15 protein-coding genes are annotated in these 17,691 nt (G+C 35.9%); all 15 read right to left on the reverse strand.

What is annotated here, in order from left to right; all coding sequences use genetic code 11:
• Positions 1–15: 15 nt before the first annotated feature.
• The gene (locus BQ7474_RS09495; RefSeq protein ID WP_073998621.1) at positions 16–486 is read right to left on the reverse strand and encodes a V-type ATP synthase subunit K; all 471 of its coding nucleotides are present in this window, start codon (positions 484–486) and stop codon (positions 16–18) included.
• Positions 486–2,420 (reverse strand): V-type ATP synthase subunit I, encoded by a 1,935-nt coding sequence (locus BQ7474_RS09500; RefSeq protein WP_073998622.1) that lies wholly within the window; start codon positions 2,418–2,420, stop codon positions 486–488. The genes BQ7474_RS09495 and BQ7474_RS09500 overlap by 1 nt, the downstream gene beginning before the upstream one ends.
• Complete coding sequence (locus BQ7474_RS09505; RefSeq protein WP_073998623.1) at positions 2,407–2,730, reverse strand: ATPase V; 324 nt, start codon at positions 2,728–2,730, stop codon at positions 2,407–2,409. The genes BQ7474_RS09500 and BQ7474_RS09505 overlap by 14 nt, the downstream gene beginning before the upstream one ends.
• Positions 2,731–2,923: 193 nt before the next feature.
• Positions 2,924–5,230 (reverse strand): YhgE/Pip domain-containing protein, encoded by a 2,307-nt coding sequence (locus BQ7474_RS09510; RefSeq protein ID WP_073998624.1) that lies wholly within the window; start codon positions 5,228–5,230, stop codon positions 2,924–2,926.
• A 10-nt stretch (positions 5,231–5,240) separates the two neighbouring features.
• A complete protein-coding gene (locus tag BQ7474_RS09515) occupies positions 5,241–7,295 on the reverse strand; it encodes an efflux RND transporter permease subunit (protein WP_073998625.1) in 2,055 nt (684 codons plus the stop codon).
• Positions 7,296–7,309: 14 nt separating this feature from the next.
• The gene (locus BQ7474_RS09520) at positions 7,310–7,852 is read right to left on the reverse strand and encodes a TetR/AcrR family transcriptional regulator (protein WP_073998836.1); all 543 of its coding nucleotides are present in this window, start codon (positions 7,850–7,852) and stop codon (positions 7,310–7,312) included.
• 207 nt (positions 7,853–8,059) lie between these two features.
• On the reverse strand, positions 8,060–9,118 hold the full coding sequence (locus BQ7474_RS09525) for a ribonucleotide-diphosphate reductase subunit beta (RefSeq protein WP_073998626.1): 1,059 nt from the start codon (positions 9,116–9,118) through the stop codon (positions 8,060–8,062).
• 11 nt (positions 9,119–9,129) lie between these two features.
• On the reverse strand, positions 9,130–9,390 hold the full coding sequence (locus BQ7474_RS09530) for a Txe/YoeB family addiction module toxin (protein WP_073998627.1): 261 nt from the start codon (positions 9,388–9,390) through the stop codon (positions 9,130–9,132).
• A 1-nt stretch (position 9,391) separates the two neighbouring features.
• Entirely contained in the window at positions 9,392–9,652 is a 261-nt protein-coding gene (locus tag BQ7474_RS09535; protein WP_073998628.1) for a type II toxin-antitoxin system RelB/DinJ family antitoxin, read from the reverse strand.
• 67 nt (positions 9,653–9,719) lie between these two features.
• Complete coding sequence (locus BQ7474_RS09540) at positions 9,720–12,248, reverse strand: ribonucleoside-diphosphate reductase subunit alpha (RefSeq protein ID WP_073998629.1); 2,529 nt, start codon at positions 12,246–12,248, stop codon at positions 9,720–9,722.
• A gap of 165 nt (positions 12,249–12,413) precedes the next feature.
• The gene (locus BQ7474_RS09545) at positions 12,414–12,896 is read right to left on the reverse strand and encodes an RDD family protein (RefSeq protein WP_073998630.1); all 483 of its coding nucleotides are present in this window, start codon (positions 12,894–12,896) and stop codon (positions 12,414–12,416) included.
• A complete protein-coding gene (sppA, locus tag BQ7474_RS09550) occupies positions 12,889–13,875 on the reverse strand; it encodes a signal peptide peptidase SppA (protein WP_073998631.1) in 987 nt (328 codons plus the stop codon). Before sppA ends, BQ7474_RS09545 begins: the two co-directional genes overlap by 8 nt.
• The gene (locus tag BQ7474_RS09555; RefSeq protein ID WP_073998632.1) at positions 13,862–14,848 is read right to left on the reverse strand and encodes an Ldh family oxidoreductase; all 987 of its coding nucleotides are present in this window, start codon (positions 14,846–14,848) and stop codon (positions 13,862–13,864) included. Before BQ7474_RS09555 ends, sppA begins: the two co-directional genes overlap by 14 nt.
• Before the next feature lie 289 nt (positions 14,849–15,137).
• Positions 15,138–16,286, reverse strand: coding sequence for a 2-hydroxyacyl-CoA dehydratase subunit D (locus BQ7474_RS09560; RefSeq protein ID WP_073998633.1), 1,149 nt, complete (start codon positions 16,284–16,286; stop codon positions 15,138–15,140).
• Positions 16,287–16,306: 20 nt separating this feature from the next.
• Positions 16,307–17,683, reverse strand: coding sequence for a 2-hydroxyacyl-CoA dehydratase subunit D (locus BQ7474_RS09565; RefSeq protein ID WP_073998634.1), 1,377 nt, complete (start codon positions 17,681–17,683; stop codon positions 16,307–16,309).
• Between the last annotated feature and the right edge of the window lie 8 nt (positions 17,684–17,691).

Genomic DNA, 17,691 nt, shown 5'->3' on the forward strand with positions numbered 1-17,691 from the left:
AATCTTTTCCTAATATTAAGCTCTAACTAGTAGTAGAGAAATTACAAATCCTAAGATAGCATAAAGCTCAACCATTACAGAGTAAACTACACCTTTAACGAATTGGTCTTCGTTTTTAGCAAGGATGTTTACACCTGCGATAGCAACACGTGCTTGTCTTTGTGCTGATGCATAACCAACTATTGCTACTGGAAGAGCTGCCATTAGTAGGTATAGACCTCTTTCAAATGTGATAGAATCTCCACCTGTGATTTGTTGTAGGATAAAGAATCCGATTACGAATCCATAAAGACCTTGGGTACCTGGTAAAAGTTGTAGTACAAGGGCTTTACCAAATTTTTCTGGTTGGTCCACTGTCAACGCTGCTGTAGCCTCACCTGCCATACCTACGCCCTTTGCTGATCCCATACCTGATAATAAAGTTGCAAGAGCTGCTGCTAATACTGCAAATATTGTTCCACCGTTTTCAATAAAAAATTCACTCATTATTTTTCTCCTTTTCTAATGATATTTATAAATTTTGTGTCTTCGACCATCTCACGGAACTTGATTCCGCCACCTTCGTAAAATTTGTTAAACATTTCTACATAAATTAACCTTAGTGAGTGTACATAAGCTGATAAATATGATAAGAACATATTAAATATTTGGAAAATTACAAAAACTATAATTCCCGCGATTAGACCACCTATGCCACCATCAACCAACATTTCTACAATCAAGTTTACAGAATAAGCTACGAAACCTCCAGATAATACTAGGGCCATAAGTCTTAGGAAGGATACAAAGTCTCCAATCCAAGATGTTATTCCGTAAAGTTCATAGGCACCGGAAGCTATTCTTCCACCCCATGATTTTATAGCACGTCCTGCAAATAGAACTATTATTACCATGCCCGCTATCATGACGTATTTTGCTATTGGGCTTTTGGTAAGGGCTAGAGCTATTGCTCCGCCTACTGCCATATACCAGCTTATTACATCAAAGAATAGTCCGTCTGGGTGTCCATCGCGTATTGCCATAAAGCCTTTGACACCAAGGGCAAAGAATAAAGAAATACCTCCAATGATTAAAGACACAGTTATTAGAGTGTCTATATCATTTTGAGTATCGACCAAGCCAAATGGTACATCTATTATTCCACCAAAAACTGATCCGAATATGATGCCAAATACACAAGCTGAAACCGATATTCTAAGGAACAGTTTTAGGGTTTGTTCAGTGCTTTTTGGGAACTTCTTAAGTTTAAGTGCAAGTAATATTGCTATTACTCCAAGAAGTCCATAGCCTAAGTCGCCTATCATAAAGCCTGTAAATATTGTATAAAAAGGCGCTACTATAGCTGTTGGGTCTAGCTCGCTATACTTTGGCAAAGAATAGGTCTCAACCACGCTTTCATAAGGCTCTATGAGCTTGTTGTTCTTTAAGATGATTGGAACATTTGGATCTTCTTTTTCGGCTTCTTTTACATCTAATATGTATTTATCGCCTAAAGTTTTGTCCAAATCAGCCTTAAAGGCATTTGTCATATCACTTGGTACATAGCCTTCTATGATATTCATCTGGCGAGTTTTTAGGAAATTTTCGCTAGATTCTTCCTTTTTTCTTTGGTTTCTTACATAAGATTGGTAGATGTATAGGTCAGGCAAATATTTTGCCAGTCCTCTGATTTGCTCATCTATTTTTTCAATCTCAGTGTTTTTTTCATCTTTTTTCTCATTTAGGCTAGTTAGGTAGGCTCCTATATTATCATCTGCACCAATTTTAACTTTGCTAAAGCCATATTCTCTTAATACATCTTCAAATTCTTCCTCTAAGGCTAGAGTTGAGACAGCTACCACATAGTAGTTGCCATCGCGCTCGCTTATCTTATAGACAAGGCTTCCATCAAGACCACGCTCTACCAGAGCTTCTTGTAAGCTTTGGTAAAATCTAGATGAAATTGTTCCTGTTTCTAGGAAAAACCTATCGGAATTATAAAGCTTGTTGATATTGATATCTATATCTTTCCAAGGGGATAGGTCGTATACTCTAGAAGATAAGTTCTCTTTGGCATTAACTAGTTTTTCACGACTGGTTACTAGGTCTCTTAATTTCTCATAAATTAAATCGAAACCGAAGTTTGAACCCTTTTTGTTGACTTCCTCTATAGACATCTCACTTGTTTCAGTATGAAGTTCTTCTGGCAAGTTCTTGTTATAGTCTTCTATTAGTTTTATAACATAATCTACCTTGTTGATAGATTCGTCTATTTGAGCAAGTTCTTTTGTTGCCCTAATTTCGGTCAAATAGTCTTCATCATTTTCTAGAACCAAATCGTTAAAATGAACGTAGTTAAAGTCTTGTAGGATATTTAAAAGATTTTCTCTATCAGAGTCAAAGGCTAGCAAGTTAAACTTATCCATTTTAACTATTGCCATTTCTAATTATCCTTTCTGTAAGCTCATTTATTAATTGATCTATATCACTAGTTTGATTATCAATAATACTTTTTGAACTAGCCTTGGCCTTTTCTAGTATAGGCTCTTTGTCTAGTTGAGCTTTTTTATTTGCATCTTCAATCAATTTAGCTTTTTTTGCATTAGCTTCAGAGATTATTCTCTTGTATTCAGCATTTGCCTGATCTTTAGCATCTTTTACAAGTTTACTTGCTTGATCTTTGGCATCACTTACACTTAAGCTGGCATTTTCTTCAGCTTCTTTGATCTTAAGTAATATATCGTCTGCCATTTTTCACCCCCTAAATAACATTAATTAAATTATACCATAAATATATACCCTAAAATAGGCTTTGATTAAGTTTTATCAATAATCTAACCTTGTTTTTATGAAAATATAAAATGTTTTCCCTTTTTTTATTTCTTAACTTATCTATTGAAAAAAATAAGTGAATCCAAATCAATCTGGATTCACTTGTATTTTTCTACTTAATCTTTTCTATAATTCTAGATCTTGTCTCAAAGTCATCTGTTGAACCAGAGATTGCATTGTTTTCTTTGGCTAGTTTTGACATCTCATCTAGGATATCTGAGATCTTTTGGGCATCTCCTGTTTTGTTTGAAAGTTCATCTATGCCCTTAGTCTTGTAATCCTTTAGACCTTGGTTAAATTCTTGGTAATTTGCTTGGTAGGTATCTGAACCTTCTTTGATTTGTAGGGCTGCATTTCTTAGCTCTTGGATACCATTGTTTAAATCGCCTATTCCCTTGCCCATAGGATTTATAGCTTTTTCATTGATATCTCCAAGGCTGGATAAAGCTTTTGATCTTTCTTCAAATTGAGCTAGACCATCAGATAATTGCTTAGAACCATCTTTTAGGTCAGATGATTTTCCATCTAATTGGCCCATAGCGCCAGCAAGTTTTGCTACACCTTCTTTGTTTTGGCTAGTTCCTGCTTTTAACCTCTCTGAACCTTGTTTTAATTCTTTTGTAGCATCGTCCATTTGACCTATAGCTTGGCCCAATTTTACCAAATCAGAATTTGATAGGCCACTGTCTAGTTTACCAACTCCTGCAGCAAGTTTTCCTGACGCTTCTTCTAATTGGCCACTGGCTACATTTAGTTTTTGACTTAGCTCAGCACTTCCCTTATGAGCTTGGCTAATTCCTGCATTTAATTCTTTGGATCCTTGGTTTAGACCTGCTAAGCCTTGGCTAATAGCTCCATTGACTTGGGCACTTGCTTTAAGATTTTCAGCTTGGGCGTATAGGCCACTTTCTAATTGTCTTAGGGTATAGATTTCATCAGCATATGATCCATCAACATCTTTGCTTTCAAGACTTGCTGCAATACCTTCTATGGCAGTTGCTTTAGCTATGATGTCTTCTACAGAAGCAGATAGGCTTGGTGAATTTTGAGCTGTTTGATTTAGTTTTTCTATTCCTTGGCTTAGGGAAGCTGATGATTCTTCTAGTTTGCCTAGGCCACCGTCAAGTTCACTTACGCCATTTGCTAGTGGTTTAACATTTTTGCCAAAGTCATCTAGGCCAGTTTGGAGACTTGCTAGTGATTTACTTAATGATGCTATGCCTTCACTACCAGATATAGCTGAGGTTTTTTCTCTTAGTGTTCCTGTGGCTTCGGATAGTTGGCCAAGTCCTGCATCTAGTTTACCAGCACCTGCATCAAGGTCATTTGCACCCTTATTTAGCTTGTCCATATTTGCGTTGATCTCGCTAACAGCTTCGGTGTATTGGCCTATGCCAGCATTAAGTGATGAACCACCTTGGTTAAGCTTTGTTACAGCTCCTGAGATTTCTTGAGTTTTGGCTGGCAAATCTTTGAAGGCATTGGCAAATTTTTCGTAAGAATTTACTAACTTTGTTGATCCATCGCTAAGCTTTTTACTTCCATCGGCAAATTTGCCAAGACCATCGTTTAATTTTTGGCCACCGTCGTTTAGTTGGTCTCCAGCATCTACCAACTTATCCATATTGCTTTCTAGCTCTCCTATGCCATCATTTAGGTCGTCTAGGGAAGCTAGGTTGTTGTCTTCTTGGAAGAATTCGTTGGTAATTACTGCATAGATTTCACTTACTTTGTAGTCGGTGACATCCATTTCTATTTCTAGGTTTTCTTTGAATCTATCAAGTTTATCTGCTTCTATGACATCTGTTAAGTTTTCCTTTAGACCAGGAGTTAAGAGTCCTGTTACTATGTCGTTTTTGCCATCTTTTACAATTTTGCCATCTGGTGTTTCTATATTTGTAACTTTGTCAGAATCAAAGCTCATTACTGTTACAACTGCATATGGAGAGTATACTTTTTTCTCCTTGCCGTCTATAACAGCTTGGCTACTGATATTATTTGTTGAGCTTGCTACAATTTTTAGATGGCCGCTTTTGCCTTCTAGGTCTTTTGATGATATTTCTTTACCATCAAGATAGTAGGTCACCTTTACATCTACTGGAAGTTTTTGATCAGATTTGCCTTGATAGTAGATATCCTCATCTTTTTCATTCCAGTTGATGTAGCCATCACTAGTCTTGATTTCTTGGTCTGTTTCAAGGTTTTTTATATCTTTTAGGTTTGATTTATCCTTTGCCTTGATATTTTTATCTGAGTTTAGCCAAACAGAAGCTGTTTGGTCGGTTATCTTGCCATCTTCTACTGTTACATATATTGTTTCACTTTTCTTTAAGTTATCACTTGCAGCATAGGATACATTTGTTCCCAAGACTGAAGATACTGTTAGAACTGCAAGTGCTTTGACGAATTTATTTTTCATTAATTTCCTCCTAGTTTAAGCCTTTGGTAGTCTTTTTGATAAATGGGAATGTTATACTAATGATTGCTGGTAGGAAGATTATAATTACAAGCATTGAAATTATAGCTCCTCTTGCCAAGAATATACATATAGTTGATACTATTTCCATTTTTGAATATATACCTACGCCGATAGTTGCTGCAAAAAATGATAGGGCAGATGTTACTATTGATTTTGCTGTCTCTTTTGTTGCAACAGCTAGGGCCTCGTTCTTATCTTTTCTTTTTTTGTATTCAAACAAGAACCTATCTGTCATTAGTATTGAGTAGTCAATTGTAGATCCAAGTTGTACTACACCAATTATTATTGATGTTATAAATGGTATTGTTTTTCCTGTGTAGAAAGGAATACCCATATTGATGAAGATCGCAAGTTCTATTGCTGCAATTAATACAACCGGGATAGCAAATGACTTAAATACAACGGCTATTATGACAAATACAACTGCAATTGATGCAATATTTACCATCTTGAAGTCACGATCAGATATTTCTGTAAGGTCATCGGTAAGAACCGCTTCTCCTGTTAAGTATCCATCAGGGTCATGAGCTTTGACAATCTTCTTTATCTCCCCTATTTGTTTTTTAACTTCTGGGGAAGCTGTTTGGTATTTGGAATTTAGCATAATCATTTGATAGCCATTTTTCACAAAATTGTCTTGTAGCTTATCTGGCAAGACGCTAGATGGTAGGGTTAGACCTGTTGCAGAGTTTACACTAAGAACATTGTTTACACCTTCAACATCTTCTAGTTGATCTACCATTTCATTTATAGATTGCTTGCTTAGGTCTTCTTTTACAACTACAAAGTGAGTGGAAGCCATATTGTAATCTTTTTTCATCTTGTTTAGGGCTACTATAGAGTCCAAATCTTGTGGCAAGGACCTGTCTAAGTTGTAGTAAAGGTCAGTGTGATTTGAACCATATGCTGCTGGTATAAAGAGGGCCAAAAATACAATAAATAAAGTTTTTCTGTATTTTAATGTAAAATTTGAAGTCTTATCAAATTCTGGCAATAGTACTTTATGGTTAAATCTGTTGACCCATTTTTCTGATAGCAATAGCATTGGTGGAAGGACAACAACTGTTGAAATTAGACCCAAAAGCACACCCTTACTCATAACAAGTCCAATATCTTTACCAAGACCAAGTCTCATCAAAAGTAGGACTAAAAATCCTGCAAAGGTAGTAAGAGAAGATGCAAAGATTGATGCAACAGTGGACTCTATGGCCTTTGCCATAGCATCTTCATTATTTTCTGTAGTCTTTTTCTTTTCAACATATCTGTGGTAAAGGAATATTGAATAGTCAGTAGTTACAGCTAGTTGTAATACTGCTGCAATTGCCTTTGTGATATATGAAATCTCTCCCAAAAATATGTTTGTACCAAAGTTATACAAAATGGCATAGCCTATGTTTAGCATAAATAGGAAAGGAATTATAGTTGATTCATTTGCCAAACTTAATACTATAAGGGCAAGAGCAACTGCCAAACCTACATATATAGGGGTTTCGTGGTCAATCAAATCCTTGGTATCTTTTACCAAAGATGATATACCTGATAGGTACTTTTCCTTAGACTCAAGAGCCTTAATTTGATCTATGGCCTCCATAGTTCTAAATGAAGATGATGACTCTGCGAATTTGATCATCAAGAGAGTCGAATCTTCAGCATAAAAGGTATCTCTTATATTGTCAGGCAAAAATTCATTTGGTACTGTATCCCCCACAATAGAGGATTTTGAAATAACATCCTCAACACCATCAATTTCTAGAATCTCTTTTTTTAGCTTATCTGCATCGTAGTCAGATCCCTTTAGGATCAACATCCCCGTAGCAGCATTTTTAAAATCTTTATCTAGAATTTCTTGGCCTTGGGTAGACTCAAGGTCACTTGGCAAGTAGGAGAGAATGTCGTAGTTCACACCAGTGTTCTTATAGCCTATCCATGAAGGAATTAGCAATAACGTCATTACCAAGAGGACTAACTTTGCATGATGTGAAATAAAATTTGCAATTCTTTTCATTATTAATCTCCCGTTTACTTAAATATTTTTCTAATAACAGCAAACAAAACTGATTTCATCTCATCTATTGAAAGAACAGATTCTTCCATCAAGGCACTCTTGCAAGTGGAAATGATATTTTCAATAGTAAGGGAAAGTATGTAAAGCTGTTGGGGCTCTGTAAATGAGTGCGAAAATAAATTCTCATATTTATTTAGAATAAATTTTAGAGTCGAATCAGCCTCTCTTAACCTTTGATCATTTTCAATCTCGGTATAAAGTGCCCAAGTAATATTTTTGCTAAGAAGGTCTAGTTCGAATGGATTGGCAATCAGATAATCGATAATATAATCGACAAAAGATATATATCTTTCGATCGGATCTTCGCCTATACAAGAATTCTCAGCATTGATAATGATAGAGCTTGCCAAATCTAAAACTAATTTCTCCTTAAGGTCGTTTTTATCCTTGTAATAAAGATAAAAAGTTCCAAGGCCAAAACCAGCCTCCTTCATAATGTCTCTAACAGAAGTCTTCTCCAGACCCTTTCTTTGAAAAACTCTAATAGCCGCATCCATAATCAGTGCTTTCTTATCATTCGATTTGTAAATTACCAATCCTATCCCTCCTTTTTTAAAAATGAACAACGTTCATTTGTTGTTACAAAAGTATGATACCAGCATAATGAACAGTGTTCAACTTTTTTAGAAAAATTTTTTTATCTGCATTTAAACTTTGGAATTTTAATACTAGGAATAAAAAAAGAACCCCGGAGGGTTCGCTTTTTATAAGTCGTCTTCTATTACTGATGATTTGGAGTAAGCAGATACTTTTGCTTCGAAGAAATCTGTTTTTACTTGGTTTGGATCTGAGTATTCATCTACCCATTTCATTGAACTTGGTATTTCGTTATATCCTTCATAGATTGGACCAAATCCTAAGCCTTTTGCTCTTAGATTTCCTAGATATTTGATATAATCTTCAATCATCTTGCCATTTAGCCCAGCTATATTATCACCAATAGCGTATTTGCCCCAAGCAATCTCTTCTTCTACACCTTCTTTGAGCATTTCTGTGTAATATTTGATGTGCTCTTCAGTAAATAAGTCTTCTCTTTCCTTTTTAAGGTCGTTGATTAAGGACCTAAACAACCACAAGTGAGTATTTTCATCACGGTTGATATACCTTATCTCTTGAACAGTTCCTGGCATCTTGCCGTTACGTCCTAGGTTGTAGAAAAATGAGAAACCTGAATAGAAATATATACCTTCAAGGATGTAATTTGCAATTATAGCCTTCATAAAGTTAAACTCATCATCCCTTTCTAGGAAATGATTGTATTGGTCGCCTATATATTCATTTCTGTGAAGCAAGTGTTCGTCATCTTTCCACATATACAAGATCTTGCTACGCTCTTCTGGCGAACAGATTGTATCTAATATATATGAATATGATTGAGAGTGGATGGACTCTTGGTAGGTTTGAATTGATAGGCAAAGATTTATCTCATTTGCTGTGATATAGGTCTGTAGATTTGGTAAATTTGCTGTTTGTATAGAATCTAGATAGGTCAAAAATGAAATAATCCTATCAAAGGCAAATTTCTCATGTTCATCAAGATTGCGATAATCTTTAATATCTTGGTTTAAATTTATTTCCTCTGGAATCCAGAAATTGTTCATAGCTTGCCTGTACCAATCGCTAGTCCATGTATATTTAAGGTTATTAAAATCGTTTAGGTTTGTGGTATTACCTTGGATAATCTTTCTCTTAGAAAGATCAATATCCCCATCCTCATTAAAAATCCCACGCTTGCCAACTTCTCTTTTTTTACTTTCTTCCATTGATTGCTCCTTTACATATAATGACCTTTACATGCTATAATTACTATTTTATCATCCAAAACTTTATAAACCATTCTGTGCTCTTGATTTATTCGCCTGCTCCAATAACCTGCATAATTTGACTTAAGTGGTTCTGGTTTCCCAATTCCTTCAAAAGGCGTTCTTATACTAACTTTTATTAACTCATTTATCTTTTTAAATATTTTCTTATCCTGCTTTTGCCGTGCAAGGTAATCTTCCCATGCGGGCAAAACCCACTCAATACTTCTCAAATCACTCCTCGATTAGTTCATGATTTACAATCTCAATCCTTCCATTCTCATAATCATCTATTAATTGTTCAAGTTTTTCCAGATTTTTTGGACTATAAAATGAATCCGCTTCTAATTCAAAGGGTATCCTATTTTCTCTTACAATTTTCTTTAAATATATGTTAATTGCTGATGACAGGGAAATACCTATATCAGAACATACTCTTTCTGCATCTTTTTTTGTATCTGAATCTATACGTACATTTATTTGTGATTGTGCCATCAAGAAACCTCCTATCACTATACATTTACTATACATTGTATAAGGAGATTATCAAAGGATATAATCCCTAACTTGCACAAGAATCACAATCTTCTACTTCTAGGCTCTTGCCTCTTACATAGTAGATTGATTTTACTCCTGATTCCCATGCTTTGATGTAGACATTTAGGATTTGTCTCATGGTGTATTCTGTTGTGATGTAGATATTGATTGATTGGGCTTGGTCTATGTGTCGTTGTCTTACTCCTGCCATCTCCATTGAGATGTTTTGGTCGATGTCGTGGGCGTTTTCGTAAAGCCAGAAGGTTTTGGTTGTTAGTCCTGGTGCTACCCTTGGTACTATAGCGCCCTTTTTTTCTTCTAGGAAGTAGCGGCTCATGATTGGGTCAACTCCTGCCGATGTGCCGGATATGATTGATGTTGATCCTGTTGGAGCTATGGCCATTAGGTAGCCATTTCTTAGGCCGTTTTTGGCAACTTCTGCTTTTAGTTCTTCCCATCTTTGGCTCTTATAATCTCTAAGTTTGAAGTAGTCACCATTTTGCCAGTCAGATCCTTCAAATTCTTTGTAGGATCCTTTTTCTTTGGCTATTTCCATGGATTCTTTGATAGCATAGTAGTTGATATCTTCGTAGACCCTATCAACAAATTCTCCGTGAGCTTCTTTGTTTGACCATTTGATGTCATTTTTTACTAGCATATGGTGGTAGCCACTCGTGCCAAGGCCAATGGCACGGTATTTTTTGTTGGTTACTTCTGCATATGGTGTTGGATAGTAGTTTAGATCTATTACGTTATCTAGGGCACGGACTACTGTTCTTACTGTTTCTTCAAGTTCTGCTTGATCATTTACATCTAACGTACCTAGGGTTAGGCTTGCTAGGTTACATTCAACAAAGTCTCCTGGTTTTGTTTTATTTACTATGATTGTATCGCCATTTTCATCTACTATTTCTGTTGAAACTGTCTCTGATGGGCTCATATTTTGGGCGATTTCGGTACATAGGTTTGATGAATAAATCATGCCCTTGTGTTTGTTAGGGTTCATCTTATTTACTGCATCTCTATTAAAGACAAATGGTGTACCTGTTTCTGTCCATGATTTGATTAGTAATCTTACCATTTCTTTTACAGGCATGGTACGGCGAGATATTTTCTTGTCGTCTACAAGTTTTAGGTAGAATTCTTTCCACTCATCTCCATAGGTATCTTCTAGGGCCTTGCCGTATTTTTTGTCCACTTCGTGTGGATCAAACATATGCCAGGTTGCGTTTATATCATCCCTGCAAAGTTCCCAGAAATAATCTGGAACGCAAACACCTGGGAAGATGTCGTGGGCTTTCATGCGGTCATCCCCGTTATTGGTCTTTAGGGCCAAGAATTCTGGTATATCCTTATGCCAGATATCTAGATAGCAGGCAACTGCACCTTGGCGCACTCCTAGTTGGTCTACAGCAACTGCTGTGTCATTAGCAAGTCTTATCCAACGGATAACTCCACCTGCAACTCCCTCAAAACCACGGATATCGGATCCGTTGGCGCGAACCTTACCGAAATAAAGTCCCATACCTCCACCGTGTTTGGAAACTTCGGCAAAGTTTGTTATAGAACGGTAGATTCCCTTTAGCGTATCTGGAACTGTGTCTATAAAGCAAGAGGAAAGTTGATTAAATGGCTTTCTAGCATTGGTCATTGTTGGTGTTGCCATAGTTGCTTTTAGGCTTGAAAGTATATCATAAAGTCTTTTGGCAAAGGCCACTCTGTCTTTTTCTGGAATAGCAAGGTGCATGGCAATACCCATAAACATTTCTTGAACACTTTCTATGATATCACCAGTGAAAGTCTTAATAAGGTATCTTTTCCTCACTAAGTCTAGACCAGAGAATGTAAATAATTTGTCGCGGTCCTTGTTAAGGCAGCTTTCAAGCTCATCAAGGTCGTCAGAGCTGTAGTTTTCTAAGATATATTCTCCATAAAGACCTGCTTGTGTAAGGTATTCAATTTTTGATTTGAAGTCATAGATATCAAATCTTTCTTCGTTTCTTTCGATTTCTAGGTCGATTTCATACATTAAGAACCTAGCTGCTATGATTTCCCAATCTGGACCTTCCTTGCTTGTAAGCTCACTTGCAGCGCGGATTAAGGCTTTTAGGTAGTCCATATCTGTCATATTTGGCTTGGTGAAAGATTCAAATTTTAAATATAAAGATTCAATTGGATATCTTTGGTTGTCAAACTCTTCTTGGATATCTTCAAGTATTCTTAGTACTTCTTTATCAGTAATAAAGTTTTCAAAATCAGTAATAACCTTACGATCCATATTGTGTTTGGCTCTGTATAGGATGTAAGATTTTACTTCTCTGTAATAATTTTCATCAATAAGAGTTAGCTCGACTAAATCTTGTACTTCTTCTACTGTAACTGTGTGGTCTTTGGGATATTTTTCCTTGATGGTTGCTACAATTTTTTCTGACATATATTTTAACTTTTCGTCAGTAACCATAGAGTCAACAGAAGCAAAAGATTTTTTTATAGCTATCTCGATTTTTTCTTGTTCGAATGGAACATAGGTCCCATCTCTTTTAATTATTTCCATTATTACTCCTCAATTTTAACAAAGAAAAATAAACACTAGATATAGTGTTTATTTCTAGGTTTCTTATTAAATTATACCACATATAGTATGCTTTTGAAAATTTGGTACAAAGTCTTGTTTTCAATCTTTGGCATATTTTTAGGTTTTTGTCAGTTGTATTTTATATTAATTTGTGACTATTTCTAAATCTTTTTCATTAAAATATAAACTAACATTTTCCCTTACTACGACAGTATCTGAAAGTATATCCGTAAGAGATTGTTTCATAGGAGCAAAACCTACTATCAAATACAAAAACATAAATTTGTTTTGGATGTATCTTCCAAATGTTTCACGTGAAACAATTTGTAGGAAGTCTAAATCGCTTCCATCTAAACTAACGACACGTATATTGGTAATCATCTTGCCAAGTGTTTGCCCCTTATTAAAATATGTGGTGAGGGTAAAATAAGCCAGAGTAATAATCCAATACACTAAGACCTCTACTTGTAAATTAAAAGCAAGTTCAATATTAACAAAACTTATAATGATTCTTTTCAAACCATAAACAACTAGCATATCAATTGCAAAGGCTACTAATCTTATGAAAAAACCTGCATAAGCAAAACTAGGAAGGTCCTTATAATCTCTTAGCTTAAGTTCACTCATAATAACCCCCGTATAGATACAACGGTTTTTTACTTTCACTATTCATTAACTCTTGTAAAATTTGAAGTTCTGACTTCGGCTTGTCTGTAAAAGACTTAAAACCAGGGAAATATTTACTAAAATTTGAAAATACATCTGATTTTTCAACTAGCATTGGATCTGATAAGTTGTATTCTTTTGCCATATCCTTATAAGCATCGTCCAGGTCTCCAATTTTATCAACCAATCCATTTTCTAAAGCCTGACTTCCATCATATACCCTACCATCAGCTAGCTTTCTAACATCAGCTTCTGACATATCTCTACCATCTGCTACGACTTTGACAAAACGAGAAAAGGCAGAGTCAACTAAGTTTTGTAAGTATTCTTTTTCTTCCTTATCAAGTGCCTTGCCAGGAGAGCCTGCATCTTTCATTTTGCCAGTTGTGATATTTTGTTCCTTAATGCCATATTTTTCAAATAAGCCTTCTAGAGAATATGACTGCATTATAACTCCAATTGAACCAGTAAAGGTCTCGTTAGATGCGAAAATCTTGTCACAAGGAGCTGAGATATAGTATCCACCACTTGCTGCAAGTTCTTGCATTACAGAATAGACTGGTTTATTTTCTTCTTGGAGTTTTTTAATCTCTTTGTAGATCTTCTCGCTTGCATAAACAGATCCACCTGGAGAATTTATGTGCATAATAACCCCTGCTACATTTGGATCCTTGCGAGCATCTTCTAGCAAGTCAACAATAGTATCGTTATTGGCGTCATTGGCGATTACTCCGTCAACATTTATTACAGAAATTTTCTGGAGAGGATTTGAGCCATATATTTCTTCTTCATCCATCTGATAAAATTTATCAAAGGCTTCTTTTCTAATTTTGTTCTCATCTATTTTTGCTTCCTTTCCCTCAGTAAATAGGGAAACTAGTAAAACTAATAGGGCTAATCCTGCTGCTAGCCATCTTTTTTTGTTGTTATTTTTCTCCATAAATATAATCCTTTAACTTTTTCACATATTCTTCATCGACTTCTATGCCCTTTTCTAAGGACTCTTTTCTCTTTATTATCATTCTTTCTCCCGGATAAGAAGTGCTGTCAGATCCTTTCTTGATGTAGGCTATAGTATCACTCATTTTTTTCTCAAAATCATCGGTAAAATTATTCGGGTCTATGGCAATAAAAACTTGACTTATGCCTATACACATCCCCTTGTCCAACTTATTGACATCGTAAGTAGTATTGCCATCAGCAAGCATTGCAGCTAGCATATCGAGTGCTATGGCAAGTCCCGACCCCTTCCAATATCCCATTGGATAGGCAAGGCCTCCATTAATAATATCCTTAGGATTTTTACTTTCATTGCCATCCTTATCTAGGCCACCAATATAGGCTAGTTCTTCTCCTGCTGATGCAGTTACTTGGAGTTTGCCAAAAGAATACTGGCTCATAGCCATATCCAAAACAAAGTCATTATCTGGCAGTGCAATAGATAGAGGATTGTTACCAATATTAACCTTATCTGATCCCCAAGCTGGCATATTGGAGTCAGTGTTTGACCAAGCTATGCCTATGAGATTTTCCTTGCTAATATTCATAGTGTATGTAGACGCCCTTTGCCAGTGGGTAGTATTTCTTAGGCTGACTAGTCCAAGGCCATATTCTTTTGCCAAGCTTTTTGCCCTATTTGATGCAAAAATAGCATTTTTTACTCCTATGCCAAAGTTACCGTCGTATTGTTCAACCATTGCCATAGACTTTATAAGAGTTGGCTCAGCCTTTATGTCTATTGTCCCATCCTCAACAAGTTCTATGAATTTACCTACTCTATTTAGTCCATGAGAATAAACACCGTCTCTTGATGATTCTGTGTGAACTTGGGCCAAAAGTTCAGCATCCTCTTCGGACAAGCCAGCCTTTAGGAGAGCATCTTTAATTAGCTTTTTTAACTCATCAAATTTCATATAAACTCCTTTACAAAAGTATATTATATTTAAATGTTTTTATCAATATGAAATTACCATTGCCACATTTTTTTTGATAAGTATAATATTAGTGCATGACAATTATCGTTAACACTAGAAATAATTGGAATGTATAGGTCCTGTGGGCCTATTTACATAAACTATCATTTTTATTATCCTTTTGTATGCCTAGATGGCTAATTTATCATGTTCAATCTATAAAATAAAAATGATCTTATATACAAAAACTGACCCAGAGATTTTCTTGGGCCAGTTTTTTATTGTTTATCTAGAATCTATTTAATTCTACTAGGTCTGCTAGGGTTTCTAGTTGGGTTCTAACTTGAGCAAAGTCAGACATAGTTTGATCATATCCCATTTTTATTAGTGGTACACCTGCCTTATCATAGGCTTTCTTCAATGATGGGTATTCCATTTCTTCAGTATCATTGAAGGTCATCATAAATAAGATACAAGCATCTGCATCTCTTTCTAAGGCTTGGTTTAGGACATATTTTGGTCTTTTTGTTATGTCTGGGTCATATAGGATTGGATCTTCGTCCATTCTTGCAAATTGATCAGATAGGGCCCTATATGGGTCTTCTATTGATGTATCGATATCTACCTTGAATCCTCTAGATTCTGCTGCTATATCATCATCTACTATGTTGATTTTATATTCGTCAAGAACTTCAAGTAGTCCCTCATTGTCTGCTATTACACCACTAGTTACTACTCTTGGACCTTCCCATTCTTCTTTTGGCATTTCTCTTAGTTGGCTTACCAAGTCTTCTAAGAGTTCATTGTGCTCTTCTTTTAGCATAAAATAAGAAGATTTTATAACATTAGACCTATCTTTAGTAGATATAGTTTGTCTATGGTCTCCTGCTAATTTTACAAATTCTCTTTTTAGTGCCCTATTTTTGTTATAGATTTCAAAGGTTTTTTTGAAGTCTTCATCTTTGATTTCATCAATACCTAGGGCTTTTTTTAATTCTTCAGCTGCTTGTTTGAATAATCTAGCGTTGTATGTAATACCAAACTCTTCTTTTCTATGTTGACCATGATTTAGAAAAATCATTGGTATCTTATCTCCAACTGCTACCTTATAGTTTTGAGATAATGGTCTTAGGGTATCATCAAGGGTTGTTATCATTGTAGCAGATAGGCCATCTAGGGATCCATCTAAGGCCATTTCCATACATCTCATTGCTAATGAATAGTAGAAGGTTGGGAAATATTGTTTGGCTAGGTCTATTGGACCTGATCCTCCCCATATTTCTATTGGAACTGCTCCAGCTGCATGAATGATTTCTTCAGGAGCGTAGTAAGGGAAAACCCCTACTACTTTTTTGCCTTCTTCTAGATATTTATCTATTTGTTCACGTTGTGAGTGGGCAACATGATCAAAAGTTTCTAATAGTTGCTTTATTTCCATTTTATTCTCCTGTATAGATCTTATTGAGCTTGTTTATTTTTATCATCTGTTGGAGTTTGTATTTTTTTCTCTAAATCAGATAATTTTGTGTTTTCGTGGTTGGTATATTGGTCCTCGCCTTTAGCTAGTCTTTCATCACGTCTTTCATTCATAATTTCGATTAAGCCTTGAACACGAGTTTTGTATTGTTCTTCTGAGAAGTTTCTTGAGTCCGCTTGGTCTCCATCAAAGTTAACTACTGGAATATCAAGGGAGTCTCTCCATTGTCTTTCCATTTCTGGCATAGCACCTGACCATGGTTTACATGATCTGTTGTAGTTTACTAGGGCTCCGTCTATACCATTATCACGGGCCATGTTACTTCTCCACTCGATACCATCTTCTATACATACAGAGCATGGAGCCTTAGAGTAAGCTGCTGCCATTTCACGGATTCCATCATATTGGAAACCAAAGGCTGGTGCGTATACTACTGCTGCTACATTTACTCCGTTTTCTTCAAGTGGTTCAAATAATTTTCTTAGACCTGGCCAGCATGGGATTCCTTCAAATAGGATTCTGTGCTCTTCTGGCTTAGTCCATGTTGATGTTCCTTCTTTTATAGATTGTTCGTATTCTTCTGCTAATAGTTCAAAACCTCTTGCTGCTCTTTCATCAACCCTTGCTGTTACTATATCAGCCATGTGGTTAAATAGGTCAAAACCACTTAGTGGTGATGGTTTGTAAGCCATGTAGTTACATGCCTTTAGCCATGCAGCTGCTGTTCTATTAGCTATGTTACAAGCTTCATCGAATTTTTCTTGGTCAAATTTCTTGCCTGTAATCTCTTCTAGTTGTTTGATAGCATATTCAAATTGGCCTACCATGTAGTCAATTTTTTCTTCTGATACTTCTTGGGTGTTTTGGAATGGGAAGTCTACCATTACCATTGGTATATCATGGATTCTTGCTATGTTTTCATACCATTTTGTCATCATGTTGCAGATATTGTTGCAGCATAATACCAAGTCTGGCATTGGCATTTTTCTTGAATCTGATGGTTCACCAGCTGCATATGCTAGAGATATTCTTGCATAGCCACAGATGTCGTTATCATAGCCCATGTCTTCTGCTTTTTTGCAAAGTCTTAGACCATCTTTTTTGGCTGCTGTTGTTGCAGCGTGGTTTTCTGGATATACACAGTGGATACCAAAGGCTTTGGCAATTTCTATTGGGAATTTTGAAGAAGTCCAAGCTATTAGCTCTCCTCTTTCTTTAGCTTCCCAAGCGTCAGAGTAGATAGTTTCAACTAGGTCTGATAAGACCTTTTTTGCTGGTGGATTGCCATCTATAGGACGTGGTTTTCCGCTGGCTTGTGGCTTTTTATATTCTGTTTGTACTTTATCTTTTGTTTCCATTATAGCCT

Origin of the sequence: Anaerococcus urinomassiliensis (assembly GCF_900128425.1) — a bacterium.
GTDB lineage: Bacteria > Bacillota > Clostridia > Tissierellales > Peptoniphilaceae > Anaerococcus > Anaerococcus urinomassiliensis.

What these genes read in the sequence shown, in the direction of transcription:
- BQ7474_RS09565 (WP_073998634.1), bottom strand. Translation starts at nt 17,683, where the DNA reads ATGGAAACAAAAGATAAAGTACAAACAGAATATAAAAAGCCACAAGCC.
- BQ7474_RS09505 (WP_073998623.1), bottom strand. Translation starts at nt 2,730, where the DNA reads ATGGCAGACGATATATTACTTAAGATCAAAGAAGCTGAAGAAAATGCC.
- sppA (WP_073998631.1), bottom strand. Translation starts at nt 13,875, where the DNA reads ATGGAGAAAAATAACAACAAAAAAAGATGGCTAGCAGCAGGATTAGCC.
- BQ7474_RS09495 (WP_073998621.1), bottom strand. Translation starts at nt 486, where the DNA reads ATGAGTGAATTTTTTATTGAAAACGGTGGAACAATATTTGCAGTATTA.
- BQ7474_RS09545 (WP_073998630.1), bottom strand. Translation starts at nt 12,896, where the DNA reads ATGAGTGAACTTAAGCTAAGAGATTATAAGGACCTTCCTAGTTTTGCT.
- BQ7474_RS09500 (WP_073998622.1), bottom strand. Translation starts at nt 2,420, where the DNA reads ATGGCAATAGTTAAAATGGATAAGTTTAACTTGCTAGCCTTTGACTCT.
- BQ7474_RS09540 (WP_073998629.1), bottom strand. Translation starts at nt 12,248, where the DNA reads ATGGAAATAATTAAAAGAGATGGGACCTATGTTCCATTCGAACAAGAA.
- BQ7474_RS09560 (WP_073998633.1), bottom strand. Translation starts at nt 16,286, where the DNA reads ATGGAAATAAAGCAACTATTAGAAACTTTTGATCATGTTGCCCACTCA.
- BQ7474_RS09525 (WP_073998626.1), bottom strand. Translation starts at nt 9,118, where the DNA reads ATGGAAGAAAGTAAAAAAAGAGAAGTTGGCAAGCGTGGGATTTTTAAT.
- BQ7474_RS09515 (WP_073998625.1), bottom strand. Translation starts at nt 7,295, where the DNA reads ATGAAAAGAATTGCAAATTTTATTTCACATCATGCAAAGTTAGTCCTC.
- BQ7474_RS09510 (WP_073998624.1), bottom strand. Translation starts at nt 5,230, where the DNA reads ATGAAAAATAAATTCGTCAAAGCACTTGCAGTTCTAACAGTATCTTCA.
- BQ7474_RS09555 (WP_073998632.1), bottom strand. Translation starts at nt 14,848, where the DNA reads ATGAAATTTGATGAGTTAAAAAAGCTAATTAAAGATGCTCTCCTAAAG.
- BQ7474_RS09535 (WP_073998628.1), bottom strand. Translation starts at nt 9,652, where the DNA reads ATGGCACAATCACAAATAAATGTACGTATAGATTCAGATACAAAAAAA.
- BQ7474_RS09520 (WP_073998836.1), bottom strand. Translation starts at nt 7,852, where the DNA reads ATGGATGCGGCTATTAGAGTTTTTCAAAGAAAGGGTCTGGAGAAGACT.